Source organism: Aliiruegeria sabulilitoris (assembly GCF_001558155.1).
In the GTDB taxonomy this organism is placed as follows: Bacteria; Pseudomonadota; Alphaproteobacteria; order Rhodobacterales; family Rhodobacteraceae; genus Tropicimonas; species Tropicimonas sabulilitoris.
In genome coordinates, this window is sequence record NZ_LOAS01000045.1 from 1 (window position 1) to 18,361 (window position 18,361).

The 18,361-nt window shown below is 59.5% G+C and carries 8 protein-coding genes and 2 pseudogenes; 5 read left to right on the plus strand and 5 right to left on the minus strand.

Translation table 11 applies throughout. From position 1 onward, the window contains the following. Positions 1-105: 105 nt before the first annotated feature. Positions 106-1,917 (minus strand): replication initiation protein, encoded by a 1,812-nt coding sequence (locus AX756_RS22985; protein ID WP_156461643.1) that lies wholly within the window; start codon positions 1,915-1,917, stop codon positions 106-108. 692 nt (positions 1,918-2,609) lie between these two features. Between AX756_RS22985 and AX756_RS22990 the strand changes: the two are divergent. Beyond that, positions 2,610-8,252: pseudogene (locus tag AX756_RS22990) on the plus strand (RecQ family ATP-dependent DNA helicase). Positions 8,253-8,285: 33 nt separating this feature from the next. Here the strand turns inward: AX756_RS22990 and AX756_RS22995 are convergent. Continuing rightward, a protein-coding gene (locus tag AX756_RS22995) for an IS3 family transposase (RefSeq protein ID WP_156461644.1) occupies positions 8,286-9,637 on the minus strand; the annotation gives its coding sequence in 2 pieces (ribosomal slippage) (positions 8,286-9,301 and positions 9,301-9,637; 1,353 coding nt in all). 347 nt (positions 9,638-9,984) lie between these two features. On the opposite strand from AX756_RS22995, the gene AX756_RS23005 reads away from it, so the two are divergent. Beyond that, positions 9,985-11,379 carry a Fic family protein gene (locus tag AX756_RS23005; protein WP_068317750.1) on the plus strand — a complete coding sequence of 465 codons (1,395 nt, stop codon included), beginning with the start codon at positions 9,985-9,987 and terminating at the stop codon, positions 11,377-11,379. A gap of 50 nt (positions 11,380-11,429) precedes the next feature. Here AX756_RS23005 and repC read toward each other — a convergent pair whose 3' ends face one another. Continuing rightward, entirely contained in the window at positions 11,430-12,563 is a 1,134-nt protein-coding gene (gene repC, locus AX756_RS23010) for a replication initiation protein RepC (protein WP_068317752.1), read from the minus strand. Between the two features lie 585 nt (positions 12,564-13,148). On the opposite strand from repC, the gene AX756_RS23015 reads away from it, so the two are divergent. Together AX756_RS23015 and AX756_RS23020 are read left to right on the plus strand one after the other, a co-directional pair. Next, positions 13,149-14,459: an AAA family ATPase gene (locus tag AX756_RS23015; RefSeq protein ID WP_068317753.1), complete on the plus strand. Its 1,311-nt coding sequence runs from the start codon at positions 13,149-13,151 to the stop codon at positions 14,457-14,459. 170 nt (positions 14,460-14,629) lie between these two features. Beyond that, a complete protein-coding gene (locus AX756_RS23020; protein WP_231701160.1) occupies positions 14,630-15,517 on the plus strand; it encodes a ParB/RepB/Spo0J family partition protein in 888 nt (295 codons plus the stop codon). A 105-nt stretch (positions 15,518-15,622) separates the two neighbouring features. On the opposite strand, the gene AX756_RS23025 is transcribed toward AX756_RS23020, so the two are convergent. After that, positions 15,623-16,558: a recombinase family protein gene (locus AX756_RS23025; RefSeq protein ID WP_068317757.1), complete on the minus strand. Its 936-nt coding sequence runs from the start codon at positions 16,556-16,558 to the stop codon at positions 15,623-15,625. Between the two features lie 275 nt (positions 16,559-16,833). On the opposite strand from AX756_RS23025, the gene AX756_RS23030 reads away from it, so the two are divergent. Continuing rightward, on the plus strand, positions 16,834-17,904 hold the full coding sequence (locus AX756_RS23030; RefSeq protein WP_068317760.1) for a hypothetical protein: 1,071 nt from the start codon (positions 16,834-16,836) through the stop codon (positions 17,902-17,904). A 226-nt stretch (positions 17,905-18,130) separates the two neighbouring features. Here AX756_RS23030 and AX756_RS26520 read toward each other — a convergent pair. Beyond that, positions 18,131-18,361, minus strand: a pseudogene (locus AX756_RS26520) (hypothetical protein); the annotation flags it as partial.

The window sequence follows — 18,361 nt, forward strand, 5'->3', positions numbered from 1 at the left end:
CAGATCATCCGACCGTTTCCGCTGACCAGTTTGTCACCGGGATTCACAGAAGTTCCTGGGATGACCGGAGCGAGGCCTGGGTCCCCCTATGAGGCGGGAGAACGACTACGCCGTTTTCTTCAAGTCCGGCAACCTCGGAGCCAATCGCCTGTGTTGCCAAAGCTGTAGGACAATACCGTTGGGCGAACTTTTCGGTCCAACCAGATGCGAAGATCGGTTCTCATTGTCCGCCCGAAGCTTCAAATGGCCTGTGTCGAGAGTTGTCATCGCCGGTTTGCGGATCTCTACGGCATCGAACCGATCAATGACCTCGAAATCGTCCGGAATGCTCGGGTCATACCATCCCTGGATCTGCCTCTTTGGCCGACCAATGCCGCCCTCTTTCCTGATTGGCACCGTCTTGGACAGTTTTTCGCCGACGAACTCGTCCAGAGTGGGCGCCTGGTTCAGGTTGGCCGGCTCCGGCATCGCGGGAGCAGTATCAAGTCGAAGATACTTGCTGACAGTCTTGCGATTTACTCCAAGCTCCCGGGCGATAGCCGAAGCATTGAGGCTACGTCCCGCCGCAAGCCAACGCTCCTTCGCTGCTTTAACCATCTCGTAGCCCTGCTGAGCGCGTTTTGCTGCAGCATAGCGCCCAGCGATGACACGACCTTCCGTCTTTGACGAAATCAATCCGAGACGCCAGCAGACACCACGATTGCAGGACGCGGTTGCTTCGTCCTGCGAAGACTCGCCCGTGGCAAAGTGCTCCCAGGTCCAGTTTGCGACGGACTTCGCAATTCCAAACAGCTCCCGCGGGCCGAGTGGACGGGAAAGACACTCGTTGACCCTGCGAGCCTCCTCATGAGCAAAGTCGACAAGCGCTTCGCTGGATCCGTGGCTGTTCTTGGCCATGTAGACCGCCCCCCGTATGGCCTCGAAGACAAAACAGTTTCGGCCTTGCGATGCGTTCACCGCGTCGAAGTACCGATTGTCTCTCCCCTGCCCCGCGAGGTAGCGCCGGGTGGCGTCCCTCGCCTCAGTTCTCTCAACAACGACAGCGACAAGAACCCCCGGATCCGCAGTTGATCGTGTCAGCGGCTGCTTCCCGAGGATCCGGCGAACACGTTCTTCGAACTCTATTTCCCTTGATGTCCACTGGCACTTCTTCAGAAGTTGACCTCGACCACCCAGAGCGTTGGTCAGTTCTGCAAGTGACCAGTCACGATGGTCGACTGAGACACAATGCCAGTGCTCGTGATGGGGGTTCTTTCCAAGGCCCGGACGCTTGGGGTCGACCTTGAGGCCAAGATCCCGCAGGCGGCGAATGAGCGTCTGGCGGATCGCTTCGGCCCAGTGCTCTGTACTTTTGCGTCGCTCGTCGCCTTCCCTCGGATTGTCCGGGTCTGCCTTCCGAACCGGAACGCGCAACCACCATACCGCATGCGGCCGACGGCAGTACGTGTCTGGATCCCCCTGCCTTCTGCGACGACAGGCAAGGTATCTTGGCTGGGGTAGGCCAGATTGTTCGAGAAGAGCCAGGTCGAAATTGGAGTCGATGTCGATTTCGATCTGATCAATGAAACCCTTCCGGTTCATCTGGAGATAAGGAGCTTGGACCAAAGAAATATGCGGACCCTGAACCTGCCAGATGATGTTACCTGCCCAATCCACCCTGCCCCAGTAGCCCCATTGCGGAAGCAGGCTTTCCCTCAGATAGGTCGTTCGCCCCGGAAGATGGTCTTGGTATTTGAAGTTCCATGGGCGCTCTGGAACGCGAGGGATGAACCTCTCTTCCCAAGTCCCCACATTTGACGGTTGAGGAGACCAGGATCCGGTGCGGCCGACCTCCGACGCCTCGAAATGGGCGGAGAGAGTTTCTGCGTCAAAGGGAGAATAGTTCTGAGTGTGATCAGTGCTTACCAAAGCCGCCAAGACTCGACCACTTTCTGGCCGACCGCAGCTATCGTCTGACGATAGCGCGCACGTGTTTGGCGAGGCGACACTGCCTCAACAAAAACTCGTCGATTGGTATGTTCTGGGTACTGCAAGCCCATGAAACTGCCTTCATTGTTTTTGTCTCCGACGAGTGCTGCACGACCTGGACAACCTCGTCGGGTGCTCACTGAGCGTTATGCGGAATACGTAGTCCGCAGGGTTGCAAAGAGCAAGAAACAAATGCGGAACAACACGAATATTTTAATGTTTTCATAATCTTATCAATCGTTGATTGCGAAATCCCAAAATCACTCAATTGAGACGGGTGTTCTGGCACCGAGCCCATCTTCCGAGCGGGCTCAGACCCCCTACCCCCCCGTTTTCTTGAAACAGGAAAAAGGGGGGTACCCCTCTTCAACGGTCCACACCTAGTGCGAGCATGCTGCCGAACTGCGCAATTACAGGCCGTCGTGGAACCTCCTTGGTGAATGACGAGTTGACCGGTTCCAGGGGTGAGTCCCCGGATAAAAAGATGCTGCTTCCGAAGTGAGTAGAGGATGACAGGTGTAGAGAGGGACGGGACGATCCAGGAGACGCTCAGTGCATTTCCCTCAAGCCCAGATCAGCTTGTCTTTCGCGACAAAAAAGTATCCTGTGCTGAAAACGCTTGACCGAGTGTCCCACTAAGAATGGAAGACCGATACAAGGAGTTCCTCTCCCGTTGCCTGTCCATCGACCTTGAGGTCGATCCCACGACTGCCCGGATTTTTGCCTTCTCTGCCGTACAGCATGGCGACAGGTCGGCTTTCACGTCCCGAACCGGCCTGCTGGAACGGGATCTGAACCGGCTGGAAGAGGCCATTGCGAATGTGGCGCATCCGATTGGCCACAACTTCCTGCAGCACGACATGGAGCATCTGGTGGCGACACGCCCGCGGCTGGCCGATGCCATGCAGGCGCCCATCGACACGCTCTGGCTCAATCCGCTGGCCTTCCCGCGCAACCCTTACCACCACCTCGTCAAGCACTACCACGATGGTCGGCTTGCCACCGGCCATGTGAACGACCCCGAACAGGACGCGCGGCTGGTGTTCGAGGTGCTGGCCAACCAGCTCGATGCTTTCCGCGATCTCGGAACTCATGCACCCGATGCCCTGACCGCCTATCACTTCCTGACCACACGCATGGACCGCGCGGACGGGTTCGACGCAGTGTTTCGTTACTTGCGCGGGGCCGATTGCCCACCCCGGGATGTGGCCATGGAGGCGATCCGCCGGATGTTGCAGGGACGTGCCTGCAACCAGCGGATCGAGCAGGTGCTGGACCGGCTCAGCCGGCCGCAGAACGGCTGGCCAATGGCCTATGCGCTGTCCTGGATCACCGTGGCGGGCGGCGACTCGGTTATGCCGCCCTGGGTCCGGGCTCAATTCCGCGAGGCCTCGCTGATCGTCCGCCACCTGCGCGACACCTCCTGCAAATCCCCCGATTGCCCTTGGTGCACCGAGCATAACGATCCCGTGCGCGCCCTCGACCGCTGGTTCGGGTTCAAGAGCTTCCGCCCGCAACCCGTGGATCCGGATGGCCGCCCTTTGCAGGAGCGCATCGTCGATGAAGCGATGTCTGGCAACAGCCTGCTCGGCATCCTACCCACCGGCACCGGCAAATCCGTGTGCTACCAGATCCCCGCCCTCTCCCGTTTCGACAAGATCGGCGCGCTGACGGTGGTCATCTCACCCCTCGTCGCCCTCATGGCGGACCAGGTACAGGGCATGGAACGCGCCGGCATCTCCTGCGCGGTCACCATCAACGGCATGCTGTCGATGCCCGAGCGTCAAGACGCGCTCGACAAGGTGCGCATGGGCGATGCCGGCATCCTCATCATCTCGCCCGAACAACTCCGCAGCACCTCCATCCGCTCGGTGCTGGCGCAACGCGAGGTCGGGCTCTGGGCCATCGACGAGGCCCATTGCGTGTCCAAATGGGGTCATGATTTTCGGCCGGATTACCGCTATCTCGGCCGGTTCATCCACGAGTTCTCCGGCGACCAGCCACCAGCGCCGATCATCTGCCTGACCGCAACCGCCAAGCCGGAGGTGGTGGCCGAGATCCGGGAGCATTTCAAGGAACGAGCGAATATCGAACTGCTGGCCCTGGACGGCGGCGCCTCGCGGACGAACCTCACCTTCGACGTCCGACCGACCACCAAGACCAGCAAGCTGGGCGACGTTCTGGACGTGATCGAGGAACTGCTGCCTTCCGAAGGGCGGTCGCGCGCGGTCGTCTATTGCGCCTCCCGGAAAGATACCGAACGGGTCGCGGATTTCCTCAAATCCCAGCATATCGACGCGGAACATTTCCACGCAGGTATGAGCCCCGATGACAAACAGGACGTGCAAGAGCGCTTCCGGGTGGGCAAATTGCGGGTGATCGCAGCCACCAATGCCTTCGGAATGGGGATCGACAAGCCCGACATCCGGCTGGTCGTCCATGCCGACATCCCCGGCTCGCTGGAGAATTACCTGCAAGAAGCCGGCCGCGCGGGGCGAGACCGGCAGGACGCCGATTGCGTGCTCCTGTTTGCCGCCGATGACGTGGAGCGGCAGTTCCGTCTGACGGCAAGCTCCCGCCTTGCCCGGCACGAGATCGGCGCCATCCTCAAGGCCCTCAGGCGGATCGACGAAAAGACCCGTAAGTCAGGCAAGATCGTCGCGACCGCCGGCGAGATCGTCCGGTCCGAAATGGATCGGGAATTCGAACGGGACAGCGCCACCGACGACACGCGGGTCAAGACGGCCGTGTCCTGGCTGGAGGAGCCCGGGCTTGTCTCGCGCGAGGAGAACCGGGTGCGGATCTTCCCGTCCTCGCTGCAGGTGCGCAATCTGGATGAGGCCCGCAAGCGGCTGTCCCTGGAGGAGATCACCAACGCCCACCGCAAGGCGCTGCTGGCAATCGTCGAACACCTGATCGCCGCCCCGCCTGATGAGGGCGTCTCCACCGACGTGCTCTGCGGCGCAAGCGGGCTCCACCCGGCGGAACTGACCCGGGCGATGGCCGATCTCGAGACCCTCGGCATCGCCCGCAACGACGTGGCCGTGACGGTGTTTGTCCATTCCGGCATCGTCAACTCGTCCACGGTGCGGCTGCAACAGGCCCGGGAACTCGAAACCGAACTGATCGGGCTGATGCAGGAGTTGGCGCCCGATGCGGACGGCACGGCCCCCTCCCCCCTGCACCTCGCCGAAACCTGCCAGCACCTCAAGGACCGCGGCCATACGGACGCCCGCCCCGACATTGTCGACCGGCTGGTGCGCGGCATCGCCCGGGACGGGCGCGGGCAGGATGGCGGTAAGGGCAATATCCGGTTGCGCAAACTCAGCCGGAACACCTTGCTGGTCACTCTGGAACGCCGCTGGAGGTCGATCTCCCAAACCGCAGAAGTCCGTTGGCAGGCCGCCGGAATCCTGTTGGCCTACCTCCTGAGCCTGCTGGACAAGGGCGCCCGCGGCAAGGATCTGCAGGTCGAGACCACCGTGGGTAACCTGCTGGCCCAACTCACGCAGGACACGGTGCTGAAGACCAGTGGCTTGCGCGACATGACCCGCTTGCTGGAGCGTGCCTTGCTCTGGCTGCACGAACAGGGCGTCGTGACGCTCGGCAAGGGGCTGACAGTGTTCCGCCCCGCCATGACGATCTATCTCGACCCGAAGGGCGGGCAGTTCACCCAGGCCGATTTCACGCCGCTGCAGGAGCATTAAGAAGAGCAGACGCTGCAAACCCATGTGATGGCCACCTATGCCGAGACCGGGCTGGAGGTGATGGAGAATGCAGCCCGGCTGTCGGAGGATTACTTCCTGCTCAATCGTGACCAGTTCATGAAGCGTTGGATGCCCGGCAAGGGCCAGGAGATCAGGCGCCAGACAACCGGCACCTCGTGGAACGCCATCGTGGAAGGACTCGGCAACCGGGTCCAGCAGGAGATCGTCACCGACGACCGCGACCGCACCAACGTGCTGGTGCTGGCCGGCCCCGGCTCGGGCAAGACCCGTGTGCTCGTGCACCGTATCGCTTACCTGCTACGGATGAAACGGGAGGATCCGCGCGGCATTCTTGTGCTGGCCTATAACCGTCACGCCGCTGCCGAGATCCGCGTGCGCCTGCGGGCGCTGGTGGGCGACGATGCCTTCGGCGTGACGATCTCCACTTGCCACGCACTGGCCATGAAGCTCGTCGGCGCGAGCTTCTCCGGCATCCATGCCGATGCGGCCGATTTCGACACAGTCATCGCGGAGGCGGTCCGCCTGCTGACTCCGGAAGGGCTGACAAAATCCGAGGCCGAGGCGCATCGCGAGAGCCTGATCCAGGGGTATCGCTGGATTCTTGTGGACGAGTACCAGGACGTCGGCCCGGAAGTCTATGCGCTGATCTCGGCCGTCGCGGGCCGCTCGCTCGAGGATGCTGATTTGAAACTCAGCCTCTTCGCCGTGGGCGATGACGACCAGAACATCTATGCATTCGACGGCGCCTCGGTGGAATATATCCGCCGCTTCGAGGAGGATTACCGTGCCCGCCCCTCCTTCCTGATCGAGAATTACCGCTCTACCGCCCATATTATCGCCGCCGCGAATGCGGTGATCTCGGGCGCGCCGGATCGCATGAAGCTCGACCACGAGATCACGATCAATGCGGACCGGGCATCTCACCCGCCGGGCGGCAGGCTGCAAGCCGCCGACACCGTCGCACAGGGGCGGGTCCAGCTGTTGGATGTGCCAGCAGGGGACAGGACACAGGCGGTTGTTGCCGTGGATGAACTCATGCGCCTGTCACGGCTCGATCCGGAGTGGAACTGGGCGCGCACAGCGGTGATCTCGCGGGACTGGAAGCGGCTGGGCGCGGTACGCGCCTATGCCGAGAGACAGGGCCTCAAGGTCGAGATGGCCAATGAGGACCTGCCCAACATCTGGCGCCTTCGGGAAACGCAGCGGCTCGTGGCGGATCTGCGCGCGCAACAGGGCGACCTGTTGGGCATTCAGGGCATCCTGGCGATCCTCAACAGGCAGCCGCGCAACCGGTGGATCGACCTACTGGCCGAGGGCGTAGCCGAGCTGGCCCGCGAGCTGAAATCCGGCACCATGCCGGTGCCCGACCTCGTGGAGTGGTTCGCCGAATGGTCGCGCGACACGCTGGGCGAACAGCGCGGCTTGCTGCTGCTCACAGCGCATCGCGCCAAGGGACTCGAGTTCGACCACGTCGCGATCCTGAACGGTGGCTGGGACAGCCCAGGTCGAAACGAGGACCGCGAGGCGCCGCGACGCCTCTTCTACGTCGCCATGATCCGCGCCCGACAGAGCCTCACGGTGCTGACCAGCGGCGCCCATCCGCTGTTGAAACCCGGCTCCGTCCTGCATCGCCCCGTTCGGCCCATCCTTTCACCAGACACCACGTCTCGCGCCCAATACCAGATGCCGGCGATGGATGTCGTCGACCTCTCCTTCGCCGGCCGCCTTCCTCGGGATCACGAGGCCCATGCCGCCATCCGCGATGCCAGGGTCGGGGATGCAATCTCCCTTGAATTCCGCGAACCCTACTGGGTGCTGCTTGACGCGGCCAGACGGCAGCTGGGGCGCATGGCAAGGTCATGGACCCCGCCATCTGGGTTCGTCGTCGCATCCGGGCAGGTCGGAGCAATCGTCAACTGGCGAAAGGTCGACAACAAGGAAGAGTTCATCAAGTATCTGAAACGCGATGCCTGGGAGACGATCCTGCCCGAGATCCGGTTTCAACCGCAAGGATCTCCTTTGAGAGCTCAAGAGCATACCGATCAAGCGGCGGCTGAAATCACGGCAGAGCGGCCCCCCACGACCACTGCCGACGAAAACGAAGGACCTGCTCCGAAAAGCACAACCGTCGACGCGCCCGCCCCACAAAGCGCCTCTTTACCCCTGTTGGATGCCCTGAAAGAAATCCTGCACGACGCCGTGTCCAGGGCAAGCACCTGGGACGACCTCTCCGAATCCCTGGAGGAATTGGATCTGGAGCTTGTTCCCAGGGGCGGGGGGCTGGTGGTGCGGGAACTCGGGTCCACAAAGGAGTTGTGCAAACTCTCCGTTCTCGGTCTCCGCTACATCGAACTTATTCGGCGTTTTGGTGATGGCTTTCCCGGCCATCCGCAAACATGGCTCGTCGAGCGTGCTCTCACCGACAAATACGTTCCCAAGGGACCCAAACGCTCCAAACGCGCGCAGAAGAAGGGTCCGAACACCGGAGACGAGGACCTTGATGTCATCGAAGATTGTGTCCGTCGTCACATAAAATGGAACATCAACGCGGTCTGAGCATTGGAGGCTCTGGCTCGTTTGCGTGATTGATTATGCGGCTTGTTTTTGATGTTGCAAGCGGCGGTGGCGGATTGTCAGTTTCTTGATCTTGTCCCTTTCTCTGAGGATGGCTTTGTCCCTTCCGAAGTAGACGTCGGCGGGTGTGATGTTGCTCAAGCCCTCGTGGTAGCGCTGGTTGTTGTAGTAGTCGACGAAGGTGCCGATCTGGCGTTCGAGATCGCCGGGAAGATAGTAGTTCTCCAGCAGGACCCGGTTTTTCATCGTCTGATGCCAGCGCTCGATCTTGCCTTGGGTTTGTGGATGGAACGGCGCGCCGCGAACGTGATCCATCTTTTGATCCCCCAGCCATTCGGCCAGATCGCCAGAGATGTAGCAGGATCCATTGTCGCTGAGCAGGCGCGGCATGTGTCGAACGACAGCCTGGTCGCAGCCAGACGCCGTGAGAGCCATCTCGATGGTGGCTGTCACGTCCTCGGCCCGCATGGTCGTGCAGAGCTTCCAGGCGATGATGTAGCGGCTGTAGTCGTCGAGGATCGTGCTGAGGTAGAACCAGCCCCAGCCGATGACCTTGAAGTAGGTGAAGTCCGTCTGCCACATCTCGTTGATCGCGGTGGTCTTGTCTGTGAACTCATCGGCGGCTTTGATAACGACATAGTCGGGGGCTGTGATCAGATCGGCCTCCTTCAGGAACCTATAAGCTGATGATTCGGATATAAAATACCGCTTCTCGTCGGTGTATTTGACCGCCAACTCCCGTGTCGTGAGCGCTTCATGTTCCAGCGCAAACTCGATCAGATCATCTCGCCTGGCCTGTGGAATTCGGTTCCAGACGGACTTTGGCCGGGGTGAGATATCTGCAAGGGCATCAAAGCCACCTTCGACATAACGATCATACCAGCGGTAGAATGTGGTGCGCGGAACGCCCAGCATGTCCAAGGTCTGCTTTGTGGGCAGATGTGAGCCCTCAACGGTTCGGATGATTTCCAGCTTTTCGGAAGCAGCGTATCTCATTCCTCGAACTCCCCAGCCCCTGTCATGCTTTTTTTGAGCAATCGATTCTCAAGGGTCAGGTCTGCCACGCATTCCTTCAGGGCCATGGCCTCAGACCGCAAATCCTTCACTTCCGGTGAAGTGGCCTGACGCGCCGTATCGCCCGACAACCGGCGTTTTCCAGCTTCAAGGAACTCCTTTGACCAGTTGTAATACAGGCTCTCAGAGATCCCCTCACGGCGACACAGCGCCGAGATGCTCTCCTCGCCACGAAGGCCCGCCAAAACAATGCGGATCTTCTCCTCAGCCGAATAGGTCTGACGGGTCTTGCGGCGGATGTTCTTGACCAGCTTGTCCGCTGCGTCCTTCGACGTTCCGGATTTCTTGTCCATCTTCACTCCATGAAGGTTACGATGAACCAGAAATCCTCCGTTGCTCAAATCCTCAAATCTGTCCCAAAGGTGCTGACGTCAGACACGAAGATTGACTTGGTCGGCTTCTAAAAAACGTCGCTGCGCTTGGACCGGAGCCTTCCACAACCGCAAGAACTCCTGCACGTGTCACGGTGATCCTATGGCGAAGATACTTCCGCACGCGCTGCCTGCCTTTTGGACTACAGAACACGAGATGTTACGCGCAATATAACTTGCGCCTATCCATCGAAGTTGCGCCTACTCCTTGAAGTTCGCGCCTTTAGCACCATAATTGCGCCTACAACTTACGCGCAAGAAAGACATCAATGGTCCGGAAAACTCCTCAAGACGATCTCGATGAACTGTTGGAAATCGTAGCGGCGCGTCCTGACGGTGTCGCAGTACCCGAAATCGAAAAAAGCCTGACCGACGAAATCCCTCGTCGAACTCTCCAGTACCGGCTGAAACTGCTCGTCGACGCTGGCCTATTGAACAGAGAAGGAAGCGGACGATGGGCAAAGTATCGGTCCGCCCCGGCAGATGCGCCAAGCTCAACTATACCGGCTGCGGAGGTTGCAGACTATGCGGAGCTGATCGGCTTCTCAGAGAAGGCCAGGGCAATCAATGACTATGTAAGGCAGCCTCTCCTGTCACGAAAACCCGTCGGATACAATTGGAGCTTTCTCGAGCAATATCAGCCAAATACGACATTCTACCTGAAAGAGGAAGACCGTGAACGTCTGGAGCGACTGGGCAAATCTCAGACCGCCACACAACCGGCGGGTACCTTTGCCAAGCACATTCTCAACCGCTTGCTCATTGATCTCGCCTGGAACTCCAGCCGGCTGGAAGGCAACACCTATTCGCTCCTCGACACCAAACGATTGATCGAGTTCGGGCAGGAGGCCAACGGCCGGGATCACATCGAGGCGCAGATGATCCTCAATCACAAGGACGCCATCGAGTTTTTGGTGGGTTCCGTCGAAGAGGTCGGCTTCAACAGTTACACCCTCCTCAATCTGCACGCACTGCTGTCAAACAACCTCCTGGCGGACCCGGCTGCGTCCGGACGGCTCCGTTATATCGCCGTAGGCATCGAGAAATCGGCCTTCCACCCGCTTGAGATGCCGCAACGAATTGAGGAAGGCTTCAACCTGCTTCTGGCCAAGGCAGGTGAGATCGAAAACCCCTTCGAACAGGCCTTCTTCGTTATGGTGCATCTTCCTTATCTGCAACCGTTCGATGATGTGAACAAACGCGTTTCGCGGCTGGCGGCAAACATTCCCCTCATTCAGCACAACCTTGCCCCATTGTCTTTTACCGACGTGCCACAACGCGCCTACACGGAAGCGATCCTGGGGATCTATGAGCTAAACGAAACGGCACTTCTGAAGGACATCTTCCTTTGGGCCTACGAACGGTCCGCTGCGCAATACGCAGCAATACGACAATCTCTGGGAGAGCCCGATCCATTTCGCCTGAAGTACCGGTCCGAACTCAAGGATGTTGTCGCGACAATTATTCGTGGCGGGGCCGGTCGTCAGGAAGTTGGGGCAGCGATCTCTCGACTTTCGGCCGAACTGATCCCGGCGGACGACCGCGCGGCCTTTGCAGCCATCGTTGAGGACGAGCTTCTTGGCCTCCACGAAGGAAACTTTGCCAGATACCAGCTGCGTCCGTCGGAGTTTCGGGCGTGGCAGGAGGTGTGGACCAAATCGTGAGGAGGCGAACCTGTCCGAACCGTGAGATCGTCGATCTTCCGCATCCCGCTTCATTGAAAACCTGAGGTTTGATGCCTTGATCCGTTGAAATGGGGATTCCGCCGAAGCAACTCGATCGGACTCAGGTGCTCATGTTTCGATAGATCGACAAGCCGACGCAGATAGCCTCCATGGTTCACAATTTTCTCTCCACGTTCGATGACAAACCCAAGCAGAACAGCAGCCTGCATCGGGCCAAGGGTCGAGACTGCATAGCTCCATGCCCGATCACTGTTTGGCAAGAGCTTTGCTGTGTCGTTCAAAGCTCCCATGATCTCTCTTGCCCCCTTTTTCTCAGCCAGTATTGCCGACAGTGTCGGGAGTGCTCTGGCAATTTCGGCTTCGGTCAGTTCGGTTTTCGGCTGGGCCTCATCAATGGAAATGTTTTGGTTGTGCTCTCTGCGTCGCTCGGAATGAGCAACAGCGTCGCTCAATCTGGCTGGATCATTCGTGTCTTTCACGGGAGTTTTCCACAGGTCGATGGCCTCGCGGATCTCGTCGAGAAGTGTGGAAAGCAGATCGAGCACCGGCACGCGGCGCAGACGTCTGGTGAAATCCTTCATTGTTTCCAGCATGGCAGCGGAGACAGTCGATGCCTTATCCAGGATGCGACGCAACCGACCCAGTTCGTCGGCGCAGTCACAGTGAAGTGCCTCGATGTCGGCGGCTTCGGTCAGAACCTCGTCGGCGATCATCCGCAGGCGCTCATGACCGGCGACAAGCGGGCCGATGTCGATGCCGTAGCTGTGTAGGGTCTGCCCCCCCTGCCCTACCCGCCGGTAGCGTTTCCGATTGGGCGACATGATGCGCTGAACAAAGCCGCGATCCTCGGCGCGGCGAATGCAACGGTTGACCGTGCTGTCGCCCGAAAGCCCCATGCGCCGCGCGATGGCCGCGTTGCTGGCAAAGACGATCAGCCGGCCTGTCGGGTCCAGCGTCAGGTGGTCGTCTGGAACGAAGCTTAGGAGCGTTTCGAGGAAATGGATATCGGTGCTGTTGAGCCTAAACCGTTTGGCACAGATCTTCAACGGATCGCTGAGGTCACGCCATTTATGCGGAGCGGCGAATCGCGCCAGTCCGATGCGGGGTGCTTCAGACACAACCCGACCGGCCCGCTCAATGGCGGGAGATGTGATCTGTTTCATTTTCGTGTCACGTGGCCCTGTCGCGAGGCACAAATCTACCGTTCACCGAATCGGTGTTCTTGACTTTCGATTGTCCGGGGTGCCATTCTCAGGGTGCAAAATCAGAGATTGGGGCGTCCGGAGCGATCTGGATGCCTCTTTCTTTTTGGGGCCTGTGTGCCTCCCTTGTTGCTGCTCATCCTCGTTCATCACATCCTTCACACCAGTCCCGGTATGTTGAGATGCGGCTCCCAGAGCTGGCCGACGTATCGATTCCATGCGTTGGCGATTCCAGAAACTGTCCAAGTGTGTGCGGTTTTCCCGTAGTTTGTCAAATCATAGGGAATTCCGCGACCTCTTCGAGGTCACGTGGGGCAATTGGCGTTCTTTAGGACTATATGTTGGACGGAGTGGCAGCGTTTACTTAGGCATCCTTCTGGACGTAAGCCTACCGTTTTGGCGCATAAAGGGCTTATAAGGCATTTAAAATAAATGAAAAAATAAAATGAATCGTTTGATCTTCAAAGGCGATCTCCGAAAAACCGTTTTCAGAGTTTCTGAAATCGCGTTATTGGTGATCCGAGAGATAAAAAGAAGAGCGAGCAGATGCGAGATCACACCCATCTTCAATCTATGAACGAACGTAGCCTGGCGCAGCAGGCCGCGGTTCGCAAGGCGACCTTCTCGCCGTCCGAAGTGAAGGAGCTTCGCCCCTTCTCGATCTGGGAAATCAGTCAGTTCATGTTCGAAGTTCCAGCGGACACCCTGCGAAAAAAGCTGTCGGAAGACCCGTCTCTGCCACAGGGTTCGGTTGAGGAGGATGGGCGGCAACGCTGGTTTTCGCTCGATGAAATAAACGAGCTACGCAGGCGCCTGAAGTTTCGAGGCAAGAAATTGCTCCCTGAACGGCCGAAAGGGCGTGCCGTTCGGGTGGCGGTGTCGAATTTCAAGGGAGGGGTCGGCAAGAGCGTTGTTGCGCACCATCTGGCAAACGCCGCTGCCCTGGACGGGTATCGGGTACTGGTGATCGATTTCGACCCGCAAGCGACGTTGACCCATTCTATGGGCCTTGTCGAGGTCAAGGAGGCAGATACCGTTTGGGGTATCATGTGCAGGGATCTTTGCCGTGAGGCCGACCGGATCATGGCCGGTTATGACGATCCCACGGACTGCCCCTACCCTTCCAGCGACGAACTGCCCGACGATGTCCGGGCAATCGGCGAGCAGCGTGTCCAGGATTTCATCCAGAAAACTGCCTGGCCGACGATCGACATCATCCCGAGTTGTGCCAATGCTGCTTTCGTCGAGTTCGCCTCGGCTCAGTATCGCTCGCTTCACAAGGCCTGGAGCTTCTTTGGATGTGTCGCACGGTATCTGGATGAGCTGCCACGCGATCAGTACGACCTGATCCTGTTCGACTGCCCACCGGCGATTGGCTACCAGTCGCTCAATGCGGCCTTTGCAGCCGATATCCTCTATATCCCGTCTGGCCCGGGGTATTGGGAATACGACAGCACGACGAGCTTTGTCGGTCAGTTGGGCGATGCGATCGAAGATATCTCCGAGGGTTTCAAGGGGGTCGCCGCGGATGCTGGGATTTCGCTTCCGAAAACGTTTCTCGATATCCGTCTGTTGATGACACGGTTCGAGCCGTCGAACCCGCTCCACATAGCTATGCTGGACGCGTTCAAGAACGTATTCGGCTCGGATGTTTGCGCGAATGCTATCGAGATGACCCGTGCCGTGGAGCAGTCCGGCAGGTTTCAGATGTCGGTCTATGAGCAGGATTACCGGCAGATGACCCGAGATACCTGGAAACGGGCGCGACAGTCGTTCGACCGGGCTTATGAGGAGTTCAAGGCAACGTTCCTGCGTGCAGCGGGCGAGATCCATAGTCAGAAGGAGGCCGGGCAGTGAATAGGGGCAACAAGTTCGGATTCGAGCCGCTGTCAGAGACGCCTTCGGAAGCGCAACGAAAACGGACCGTCGGACCGATGGGGGCCGCTGTAAGGGAGACCGCCAGTAACGTTCAGGAAAGCACGGAGCAGCTTGTTGAGCAAAGGCGCCGGAACGCTGCCGATGCGAAGATGTATCGCGAGGCGAAGGATCGCGGGCTTTTGGTCGAGATGATCGACATAGACTTGGTCGATACTGACGACCTTCCGAGGGATCGGATGAATCTCGATGCCGTGGCTGGATCTAGCGAAATGGAAGAACTCAAGGCCTCCATTGGTGACCGCGGGCAGAAGGAACCCGTAGAGGTCTATCCGCATGGTGATGGTCGCTACCAGTTGAAGAAGGGTTGGCGCCGCCTCACAGCGCTTCGTCAACTGCGCCAGGAGCGTGGAGATGATCGCTTTGGACAAGTCCTCGCAAGGGTGTCGGCTGCGGATGTTGGGCGGTTGGATCTCTATGTCGATATGGTCGAGGAAAACATTATCCGCGAGGACATCACCTTTGCTGAAATGGCCCAGTTGGCAATCGCGGCTGCCGAGGATGAGAAGCTCGATCAATGTGATGCTGAAGAACTTGTGCCACGGCTATTCACGTCGTTTCACAAGACCAAGCGGTCGTATGTTCGGAGCTTCGTGTATCTCTTGCAGTCCTTGGGCGACGTTTTGTCGGACCCCAAGGGAATCTCCAGGGATCTCGGTGTAGAGGTAGCGCGTTTGATGAAAGCGAATCCGGGCTCGGTTGGCGATCTTCGCAAGGCGCTTCAGCAAGGTGGCGACGAGGATGCTGTTCGGATCCTGTCCAGTTTTGTCAGCGCGGGGGGCAAGGAGCGAAAGCCAGGCAAGGGGCGAACAACGCCGGTGCGGCGTGGAAAGTATGAATTCCATGTCGGCGAGTCGAAGGTAACGGCTCGGCAGGGCGAGTGCAGAATCCGGTCCGACTTTGACTTTTCTGCCATCGGACAGGAAAGGTTGACGAAAGCGATCGCTGCCTTCGAGGCGGCGTTGCGGGAGGATGATTAGCGGCCGGATCAAACCTTCGGTTACCGGCCGGTAACTGCGGCGGCTCAAGACCGTTACCGGCCGGTAACCGAAGTGACGGGCAAAGGTGTTAAGACCGGGGCGCAGTCAGCCCTTCAACAACCCCTCGCGTTTAGCCCGCCTGACAAGGTTTCCAACCGACCCGGTCGACCACTTCGAATGCCCGCGCGGGGTTGCAATTCCGAGCGCTTCAAGCTCGTTGGCGATATCGCAAAGGCGCATCCGAGGGTTCGAGCGCTTCATCGCGGCGACGGTGCGGACAAGGCCAGAGGCGGGCCGGGCCGGGGCACTGGCGAGCGTGTCGGCGTGCAACAGCCCATCCTCCACAAAACGATGCACAGCGCGCAGCAGGCGCCGTTCGGTCCAGCGGGGCAGGGGCGGCACCTGCCCCGCGAAGGCGGAGTTGATGCGCGGCAGGACCTGGCTCCAGGGTAGCGTCGGGCGTTGGAGAGGGAGGGCGGCGAGTTTGTCGTTCTCGGTGGGGCGGCAAGATTTGACGATGGGAAGCCAGAGATGGGCGCTGGCGTTGATGGCGTCGAAATAGGCCTCCGCGCGACGGGTTTGAAGCTCGGCGATAGCGACAGGGTCACGGGCGCGCAAGGCGGGATTGCCTGGCAGGCGGCCACGGCGTTTGGCGGCGGCGATGCCTTCCTTCGTGCGCTCCGAAATCCGCTCCCGCTCGAACTCCGCCAGCGCGCCGAAGACGTGAAACTGGAGCCGGCCCGAGGGGGTTGCGGTGTTGATCTCCTCCGCCAGCGAGCGGAAGTCCGCGCCGGCCTCGCGGATCGTGTCTACGATGTTGAGCAAGTCGATCAGTGAACGTGCAAGGCGGTCGAACTTGCTGACGATGACGAGATCGCCGGTGGAGAGCCCGGCCAGCATCCGGTCAAGGCGCGGGCGCTGGCGTTTGGCGCCGGAGATCTTCTCTTCGAAGATGCGCTCACATCCGGCCGCGGTGAGCTGGTCGATCTGGGCGGCGTTTGTCTGGTCTTCGGTACTGACACGGGCATATCCGACGATCATGGGCGGCTCCGGAGAGGGAAGGGGGACGGATCGGGCCGTAGTTTCGGCGTGATGTCTGCGTATGTCAATTCAGGAAGTCATAAGAAAACGACCGTTTGTAAACGAATTAAAGTAAGTGTTCTCTCGTCGAGCTGGGGTACAATCCCTTGGTTTCCTTGAGTAGAGCGCGAACTGGGAGGTTCCGCCAGCAGTCGCGCGCGCGTACTATATAAAGGGTGCAGGCAGCGGCCACAAAAACGCTTGGGTAATGTGCAAAAGATCAGTATTTTGCACATATGAAGACGCAAGGCTCTACTTTGACGGATGATTACGACGACCCCCTCATCACCATCGAGGAGGATGAAGAGGCTCACGAAGACGATCTTTGGTTCCTGCTTGGGCCACTCGAAGAAGAACCGGATGTTTTGCCTCCCGGGCCACGGGCGGAACCGCCCGACACTGCTGTCATCGATGACTGGGCAAAGGCAGAGGGGGTTCAAGCTGCGCGACTGGCAAGAGTGGCTGGACGCCTGGGAGCTCTGGATGACCGGCTGCTGCGCGGCCCAGAAGGCTGGCGGCATCGCCTCGCTCTTATCGAGGCAGCGGACCTCAGCTGGTTCGCAGGGGATCGAGTGAGTTCTGATCGTCTGGCACTCTGGGTATCGATGCGGCTCTCGGGTGCACAGGATGACCCAAATGCACTGGCAAGAGTTGGATGGGCTGTTCGGCGCCTGACAGGCGGTCCTGGACCGAAGGCTGACTTGGCCGCCTTCCTGGATCGCCGCGATCCCGAGAACATTGAAGACGGCGCTGAGCGTTTCGAAGATCGCGCGGGTGGATGGTTGGACGTAATGGCAGCCGCTGCCGATCTCCACCCAATCACGCGGGCTTGCATGGGCTTCCATCTCTGGAGCCCGGCGGGCCTCGGACAGCAAGGCGACCAGATAGAAGCCGCCGTCACCGCGTCCAGGATCGCGGCCAGCGAGGGAAGCGGTGCCATCTTCGCACCGCTCGCCATGGGCGGCGGGGCAGGGGGGCTGCGTGTCTCGGGCTCGCCAGCCGAACGCTTGGCACGCTGGTTGGATGGGATGAACAGCGCAATTCTAACGGCGATGCGAACACTTGACGATATTGAAGCGTGGACCGGGCGGGCAGAAAACGTCATGGCGCACTTGTTCGGCCGCACGCCGGTCGCTCTGCGAAAAGTCTTTGCGGAGTGGCCCTTGGTCTCTGCCCCAATGGCTGAAGCTGTAACGGGTGCCAGTCGCGCCGCCGTTCAGCGCAATCTGGCGTGGATGGATGCAAACAGTCTGATCCGCGAGGTGACAGGGCAGGGGCGGTTCAGGATGTGGCTGATAAAAAACTGAACCCTCCTGCTCGACAGATCTCATTGCAAGAGTCAATCTCCGCGTTTGCGTTCGTGCATACTCCCCAAGGTCCTCTAGGCATGCCTCGCTGGTCTTGGGAGTTGTAGCTGGGTCGCCTTGAGACCCTGTCGAAGCATGCAGATATCCTGGCACTATGCTCAGCAATTGTCAGGCCAAGCGATGGGATTGTCCTTTTCATTGGTCTCCGAGAGACAGATCATTGACGTTACTTGCTCGCGTCGATCCGACTTTCAGGCCCAGATGTTTCGAAAAGGATGTTGTCCGGGGGAATGCCAGCAGTTTCCAGATCGCGCCGGAGACCCGCGAGGAACGCGGCGGGACCGCAAAGCATGTATCGGGCGTTGGGGCCTGCACCTAGAGCGAGCAAGCTTTCGGCGGTAATGCGGCCTGTGAATCCCGGTGACAAACTGGTCAGCGGAAACGGTCGGATGATCTG